Here is a 7,396-nt window from a genome sequence, read left to right as displayed (position 1 = left end):
GAAGCAGTCGGCAACGCGCTTGGATATTATGTTGAGCAGGAAGTCATTACCCTGGAGCAGGGTCGGGAGATGGCGCTAGACGCCAGCAAGCGAGAGGGATTCATCACCCGCGATGAGGACGTGCTCGACACCTGGTTTTCGTCGGCGCTCTGGCCCTTCTCGACGCTCGGCTGGCCCGACGACGACACGGACGTGAAACGCTACTATCCGACTGACGTCCTCGTCACTGGGTTCGACATCATCTTTTTCTGGGTCGCCCGCATGATGATGATGGGGCTGCACTTCATGAAGGATGTTCCGTTTCCGACGGTTTACATCCACGCCCTTGTCCGTGACGAGAAGGGCGCGAAGATGTCGAAGTCGAAGGGCAACGTCATCGACCCGCTTCATCTGATCGATGATTACGGCGCCGACGCGCTGCGCTTCACGCTGGCGGCGATGGCGGCGCAGGGCCGCGACATCAAGCTCGCGCCACAACGTGTCGAAGGTTACCGGAATTTCGCGACCAAGCTATGGAATGCCTGCCGCTTCGCCGAGATGAACGCATGCGTGCTGCCGGCGGCCTTCGATGCCAGCCAGCCAAAGGAAACGCTGAATCGCTGGATCGCGCATGAGACCGCGCGCGCCAGCCGTGAAGTAACGGAAGCAATCGAAGCCTACCGCTTCAATGATGCCGCGGGCTCGATTTATCGTTTCGTCTGGAACATCTACTGCGACTGGTATCTCGAACTGGCCAAACCGGTGCTGATGGGTGAAGAGGGCCCGGCGAAAACAGAAACCCGCGCGATGGTGGCGTGGGCGCGCGACCAGATTCTTAAGCTGTTGCACCCGTTCATGCCGTTTATCACTGAAGAGCTGTGGGCAGTCACCGCAATTCCGTCCTCGCGCTTAGCGAGGGAGAGCAGCGAAGTGGATACCCCTTCTCCAGATGCGAGCGAACCGCACCGCAACTTGCTTGCGCTGACAGCGTGGCCGCGCAGGGGCGGCGGCTTGTCGCCGGAACAACTGGCGCTGCTATCGAGCACCAACCCGAACGACCCGTTCATGCCGCCGGTGCTGGTGGCTCTCGACACTGCCGATTTCAGCGACGAAGCTGCGGAAGCCGAGATCGGCTGGCTTGTTGATCTCGTTACCGCGGTCCGCTCGGTGCGCGCCGAAATGAACATCCCGCCGGCCACCTTGATCCCGCTGGTTTTCGCCGGTGGCTCGCTGGAAACAAGAGAGCGCGCGCAACGCTGGAGCGACGTCATCAGGCGAATGGCGCGGCTCGGGGACATTTCCTTTGCGGGTAGCGCGCCGGAAGGCGCGGTTCAGCTATTGGTACGCGGCGAGGTCGCCGCTTTGCCGCTCAAAGGCCTGATCGATTTCTCCGCCGAAAAGATACGGCTGGAGAAGGAAGTCGCAAAAGCCGATGCTGACATCAAGCGGGTCGATGCCAAGCTTGCGAACGAGAAATTCGTCGCGAATGCGCCGGACGAGATCGTCGAAGAGGAAAAAGAGAAGCGCGAGGCGGCTGTAGCGCGGAAGGCCAAGCTCGTGGAGGCGCTGGAGCGGGTCAAAAACGCGGCCTGACGGTTCGAAGGGATCTACGTGCGAGCAACGGGGCCAAGTCGGACAGCGCTGGGAGCGGCCGTTCATCGGGCTGTCCACCAGAGGGTGGAAGGCGGCGCTATTTTTGCTGATGCATTCGCCGCAAGTCTTCTCGATGATGAGACCCGGGCCAGGCTGGACGACGCCGCGGCCGATCCCTCGCAGCGGCCGATGCGGCTGTTCATCGCGGCGCGCAGCCGGTTTTCCGAGGAGACTTTGGCAGCTTGCGTTACGCGCGGTGCGCGGCAGGTCGTCGTGCTGGGTGCGGGCCTCGACACCTTTTCGCTACGCAATCCTCACGCCGGGCAAGACCTCCGCGTATTTGAAGTCGACCATCCGGCGACGCAGCAATGGAAATGCGAGCGCCTCAAGCAGGCGCGGCTCGCCGCTCCCGCTTCGCTCACCTTCGCTCCCGTTGATTTCGAGCGCCAGGGTCTGGCTGACGGCTTGGCGGCGGCGGGTTTTGCGGTCGATCGTCCCGCATTTTTTCAATGGCTCGGCGTCGTGCCATATCTTACTCGTCAGGCGTTCTCGCTGACGCTGGATTTCATCGCAGCGGTGCCGGATTCGGAAGTAGTCTTCGACTACGCCGAGCCGTTCGAAAACTACCCGGTCGAACGCCGCGACAATGTGATGGCGATTGCGGAAAGCGCCGCGGCAAGGGGCGAGCCGTGGCTTGGTCTATATAAACCGGACGAGATTTCGGCGATCTTACGCAGCAAAGGCTTTCGCACCGTCGAGGATCTCGGGCTTGCCGAACTCACCGAGCGTTTCTACGGCGCCTTGAAACAGGGTATCCGGATCGGACCGGGTGGTCACGTCGTTCGGGCGGGAAAGAATGTTCAGAGGGCGCTTGCCGCGACTGAGCGACCTTGATCTATGGCGACGTCCGTCGCTCCAAACCCTCAATTTGTCGAAGCCGATCAACGTGATTTGGGCCTGTCCAGTCCTGTCTGGAAAAAGATTTTGATTCCCGGCTGACCCAAATCAGCCATAGAACCCCGCCGTCTCGTCCCACCAAGAGGGGCGGCTCGCGATCGTCACGAACGCGGGACGAGATGCGATGGACGCTGATGCGCTGCTGACGAACAGCGCGTGACGTGGACGACGAAGTCGTGTGGTTCTGACGCCTCGACGCTGGCGTCAAGTTGGCGGATTCCGCCGGCGACGGTGACAACAAGCCCGCTCACCGGGAAGAGCACGGTATAAGCCGTAAACCGTCGCGCGGGGAATGCCGGGTCATCTCGGCGTGACCGTAGTGACTACACTCGTATGCTTTTTTATTTTGCATGCGAGGCTGCGGTGCATCGAGCACCCGGCATTCCCTGCGCCCTCTGAATTTCAGATGCGCTTTATGCCGATCAAAACTCGGGCACGCGCCGCGAGATCGCGAAGGTGTGGGTGGGTTGTCTGGCTGTTTGAAAATTTGGAATTGAGCGCGGCTGCTCTTTCTTCCCTCCCACTTGCGGGGAGGGTGGCGCGAAGCGCCGGGTGGGGGGTAGCCACCGAACCAACTTCGCTGATGCCTAGCTTGCGGAAGCAGCCCCACCCGTCGCATGTCGCACCGCTATCACGATGTGCCCTCCCTCCCCACAAGTGGGAGGGAAAGAAAGAGCGAGCGAGCATGAAAACTCTTCCTGTTGGTCCTTGCTTCGTTTGCGCTCGCAATGCCCAACACTCAAAACGGCTTGCTCAAAAACCGCGAGCCTTTCAACCCGTATCGCCAGGGCAATTCCATGGCTTTGGTGATGCCAATCCGAATGCCGCTTGCAACGTCTGCCGTGCCGACACGCGCATACACCGCGATCGGCGGAGCATCGAGGGGCAGTGCGTTATGAGCTTCCGTGATTGCGAGCGCTTCGGTCAATTTGCCCGGACCAGAACAGAGCGATCGCTCGTCGTGCAACCGCCGCCGCCGCCGCATGAGGGCAATCCCATGTGTTGGTTGAAGTGCGCGGATCAGCACCGCGCTCGCGGACCCCTCCTGCTCGCAGACGAAGTTCACACACCAGTGAATCCCGTAAGAGCGGTAGACATAGGCATAGCCCGGCGGCCCGAACATCACGCGGTTGCGTGGCGTCGGTCCACGGAACGAATGCGCCGCCGGATCGGTGTGGTGATAGGCCTCGACCTCGACGATAAGTCCGCCAACCCCGTCGACCAACAGCGTCGCGCCGATCAGGTCGGGGGCAACTTCATGTACGCTGCGGCCAAAGAACGTGCGATGGAGCGGCTTCCCCAGTTTTTGGTCTGCAGCGGTTCGGTTTTGGTCCATTCGGCATGTATGCTAGTGGCGCAAGCAGACCAAAGCGAGCCGTTGCGGTTGTCGCGCCACCGGCTTAGCTAAGGGTTTACCAGGACAGATACCCATGGTCGTCATCGTCGATACTGTTTCAGCCACACCGCTACGGCCGCGTCACCCCGAAAAGGTGAACCGGCCGGATGCGTTGTCGCCGCCGAAACCCGACTGGATTCGCGTTCGCGCGCCAACCAGCCGCGGTTATGCTGATACGCGGGCCATCGTCAAGGAAAACGGCCTGGTCACCGTGTGTGAAGAGGCGGGTTGCCCCAATATCGGCGAGTGCTGGGACAAGAAGCACGCGACCTTCATGATCATGGGTGATACCTGCACCCGCGCCTGCGCCTTCTGCAACGTTAAGACCGGCATGCCCGGCACGCTCGACACGCGGGAACCGGAGCACGTCGCCGAGGCGACATTCAAGCTCGGGCTCGCTCACATCGTGGTCACGTCCGTGGACCGCGATGATCTTGCCGATGGTGGCGCCGAACATTTCGCGAAAACGATTCGTGCGATCCGGGCCCGCTGCCCTACGACCACGATCGAGGTCCTGACCCCCGACTTCCTTCGGAAGGAAGGCGCGCTCGAAACCGTGGTGGCGGCTAAGCCGGATGTGTTCAACCACAATCTGGAAACCGTGCCGTCGCGGTATCTCACGGTGAGGCCCGGCGCGCGTTACTTCCACTCAGTACGGCTGCTGCAGACGGTGAAGGAAATCGATCCGGCAATCTTCACCAAATCGGGCATCATGGTCGGGCTTGGCGAGGAGCGTCACGAAGTGTCGCAGGTCATGGACGACCTGCGCTCGGCGGATGTCGATTTCCTCACCATCGGCCAATACTTGCAGCCCACCCGCAAGCATCACGCTGTAATCCGTTACGTGACGCCGGATGAATTTGCGGGTTACGAGAAGGTCGCCTACACCAAAGGCTTCCTGATGGTATCGGCGAGCCCGCTGACCCGCTCGTCGCATCACGCGGGGGATGATTTCGCCAAGTTGCGCGCCGCGCGGGCTGCCAAGTCACGCTGAGCATCAGGTCATGCCAAGGTTCAACAGCAGGCGCCTGGTCAAGCACAGCGCGCCACAGATGTTCGATTTGGTCGCCGATGTCGAGCGCTATCCGGAATTCGTGCCGCTCTGCAGTTCATTGAAAGTGCGCCAGCGCACGCCGCAAGCTGATGGCACCGAGGTCGTCATCTGCGACATGACCGTCTCCTTCAAGCTGGTGCGCGAGGCTTTCACTTCTCGTGTGACGCTGGACCGGGCCAACCTGAAGATACTGGTCGAGTATCTGCGCGGCCCTTTTAGCAATCTCGAGAACCGCTGGACGTTCGAACCGAAATCGGAAACGTCCTGCGATGTCGGGTTTTATCTCTCTTACGAATTCAAGAGCCGGATGCTCGCAATGCTGATGGGTACGATGTTCGACACCGCGTTTCAGCGGTTTGCCGCGGCGTTCGAGAAACGCGCCGATCTCATTTATGGACGGCCTGGAGTCGGGGCGAGAACTTAAGTGCGTTCGCGAACAGGTACAGCGTTTCCGAGAAGTGGATGCCGGTTCGAGTGAAGAAAACGCGTCAGAAGAATAAATTAAGCGCGCGGCGGTCGGCGTCGCTTGGCCGTGCCGCGCCGGGGCGAGCGCGCTACGCGCTGACGAATCCGGCTCGCAGCTTCGAGCCGCGGTTTGGCATGGACCTGCGGTCCGCGCGCCAATTCCGTCAACATGCGCAAGGCCTCGACGACCGAGCGTTGACGCACCCCGCCGCGTCCGATGGCGCCGAAGCGGCATTCGCGATGCAGGATTCGGCCGTCGCGGGCAGCCACGGCGAAATGGACAAGACCCACGGGCTTGCCCGGCGTAGCCCCGCCCGGACCTGCAATGCCGGTAATCGCTACAGCAAGATCGACGCCGGCACGTTCCAGAGCACCGACCGCCATCGCCGTCGCGGTTTCCTTGCTGACCGCGCCGAAGGTGGCCAGTGTGGTCGCCTTGACGCCGAGCATCGCGCGCTTTGCCTCATCGGAATACGTGACAAAGCCACGATCGAGCACGTCGGACGAGCCGGGAATTTCGGTCAGTGCGCCCGCAACCAGGCCGCCGGTGCACGATTCCGCCGTCGCAACAGTCAGCTTGCGCATCCGACAAAGATCGAGCAGCGAGCGGGAGAGGGCGCGGGCGTCGCTGCCACTCATGTCAATCGCTCCAGCCTCTGTCGTCCCAGGGCAGTCGAATGGTCGCGGTAGCCATGGCTGCAATGCCTTCCTCGCGCCCGGTAAATCCAAGCCGCTCGCTGGTGGTTGCTTTCACGGCGACCCGCGCCAGCGACAGCCCCGTGATCGCAGCGATACGCGCGCGCATGGCTTCGCGATGAGGGCCGATTTTCGGACGCTCGCAAATCAGCGTCAGGTCGAGATGCGCAATCCGCCCGCCCCGTGCGGCAACGCGATCGAGAGCGTATTTGAGGAATTTATCGGATTCCGCGCCCTTCCACTGCGGATCACTCGGCGGAAAATGCGAACCTATATCGCCGTCGGCGAGCGCGCCGAGGATAGCATCGACCAGCGCGTGAAGGCCGACATCTCCGTCCGAATGCGCGAGAAAGCCGCGGCTGTGTGGCACGCGCAGCCCGCAGATCATCACGTGATCGCCTTCGCCGAAGGCGTGAACGTCGTAGCCGATGCCAGTTCTGACGTCGCCGAGCGAAGCGCCGAGCCGGGCTTCTTCGCGGACGAAATCTTCCGGTGTGGTGAGCTTCATGTTCGCAGGATCGCCTTCAAAGGTCGCCACCGTCAATCCCGCCCATTCAGCGATCGCTGCGTCATCGGTGAAATCGATGCGTCCTTCTCGCGCAGCACGGCGATGAGCATCCAAAATCGTGTCGAAGCGGAAGGCCTGCGGTGTTTGCGCAATACGCAGCCGCGCGCGCTCGGGGGTGCCTTCAACGTTTCCGGTGCTTCCGACCATCTTGATGGTGTCGGCGACGGGAATTGTCGGGACCGCCGCGCCGGTGCGGCCGGCCGCCTCGATCGCGCGCGAAATAAGCGAGGCGGATACGAATGGCCGCGCGGCGTCGTGGATGAGGACGAGGTCAGGGGCCTGGCTGGCGAGCGCTTCAAGTCCGGCATGCACCGATGCCTGCCGTGTTGCTCCCCCTGTCGCCGGAGGTTCGTGACGCAATTTCCGGACTGCATCGTCAAACATCGATCGGTCCTCCGGATTCAAAACGGGCTGCACGGCGAAGATCTGCGGATGACCGCTAAACGGCTCCATGGCGCGGAAAACCACGGTCTCCCCGCCGATCGAGCGATACTGCTTCGGCCCGCCAGAGCCGGCACGCAGGCCGCGTCCGGCTGCAACGAGGATGGCGGCGGTCCGATCAGCTTTCGACATGGGGCACTTTGTGAACAGGGAGCAAATAACGCCGGACTGCCCTTATCACGGGTGCAGCTGAAAAAGCACAACGATTCCCGTCAAATGGGCAGAAAACCACCTGTTGTTGCGGTGC

7 protein-coding genes are annotated in these 7,396 nt (G+C 61.8%); 4 read left to right on the top strand and 3 right to left on the bottom strand.

What is annotated here, in order from left to right:
- Both VJV58_RS15335 and VJV58_RS15330 read left to right on the top strand, forming a co-directional pair.
- Positions 1-1,572, top strand: a 1,572-nt coding sequence (locus VJV58_RS15335; protein WP_324138212.1) for a class I tRNA ligase family protein, incomplete at its 5' end; no start/stop codon positions are given.
- An 18-nt stretch (positions 1,573-1,590) separates the two neighbouring features.
- Positions 1,591-2,466: an SAM-dependent methyltransferase gene (locus VJV58_RS15330; protein ID WP_324138211.1), complete on the top strand. Its 876-nt coding sequence runs from the start codon at positions 1,591-1,593 to the stop codon at positions 2,464-2,466.
- Positions 2,467-3,268: 802 nt separating this feature from the next.
- On the opposite strand, the gene VJV58_RS15325 is transcribed toward VJV58_RS15330, so the two are convergent.
- Entirely contained in the window at positions 3,269-3,865 is a 597-nt protein-coding gene (locus tag VJV58_RS15325) for a DNA-3-methyladenine glycosylase (protein ID WP_324138210.1), read from the bottom strand.
- A gap of 94 nt (positions 3,866-3,959) precedes the next feature.
- Here VJV58_RS15325 and lipA point away from each other — a divergent pair, with 94 nt between their 5' ends.
- Positions 3,960-4,919 (top strand): lipoyl synthase, encoded by a 960-nt coding sequence (lipA, locus tag VJV58_RS15320; RefSeq protein ID WP_324138209.1) that lies wholly within the window; start codon positions 3,960-3,962, stop codon positions 4,917-4,919.
- A 10-nt stretch (positions 4,920-4,929) separates the two neighbouring features.
- A complete protein-coding gene (locus VJV58_RS15315; protein WP_324138208.1) occupies positions 4,930-5,403 on the top strand; it encodes a type II toxin-antitoxin system RatA family toxin in 474 nt (157 codons plus the stop codon).
- Positions 5,404-5,480: 77 nt separating this feature from the next.
- Here VJV58_RS15315 and VJV58_RS15310 read toward each other — a convergent pair whose 3' ends face one another.
- Both VJV58_RS15310 and VJV58_RS15305 read right to left on the bottom strand, forming a co-directional pair.
- A complete protein-coding gene (locus VJV58_RS15310) occupies positions 5,481-6,083 on the bottom strand; it encodes a CinA family protein (RefSeq protein WP_324138207.1) in 603 nt (200 codons plus the stop codon).
- Position 6,084: 1 nt separating this feature from the next.
- Positions 6,085-7,281, bottom strand: coding sequence for a bifunctional 2-C-methyl-D-erythritol 4-phosphate cytidylyltransferase/2-C-methyl-D-erythritol 2,4-cyclodiphosphate synthase (locus VJV58_RS15305; RefSeq protein WP_324138206.1), 1,197 nt, complete (start codon positions 7,279-7,281; stop codon positions 6,085-6,087).
- Positions 7,282-7,396: the final 115 nt, after the last annotated feature.

The organism is Bradyrhizobium sp., from assembly GCF_035273305.1.
Taxonomy (GTDB): domain Bacteria; phylum Pseudomonadota; class Alphaproteobacteria; order Rhizobiales; family Xanthobacteraceae; genus Bradyrhizobium.
Note: the sequence above shows the minus strand (reverse complement) of the source record. Positions and strands in the feature narration are given on the sequence as shown.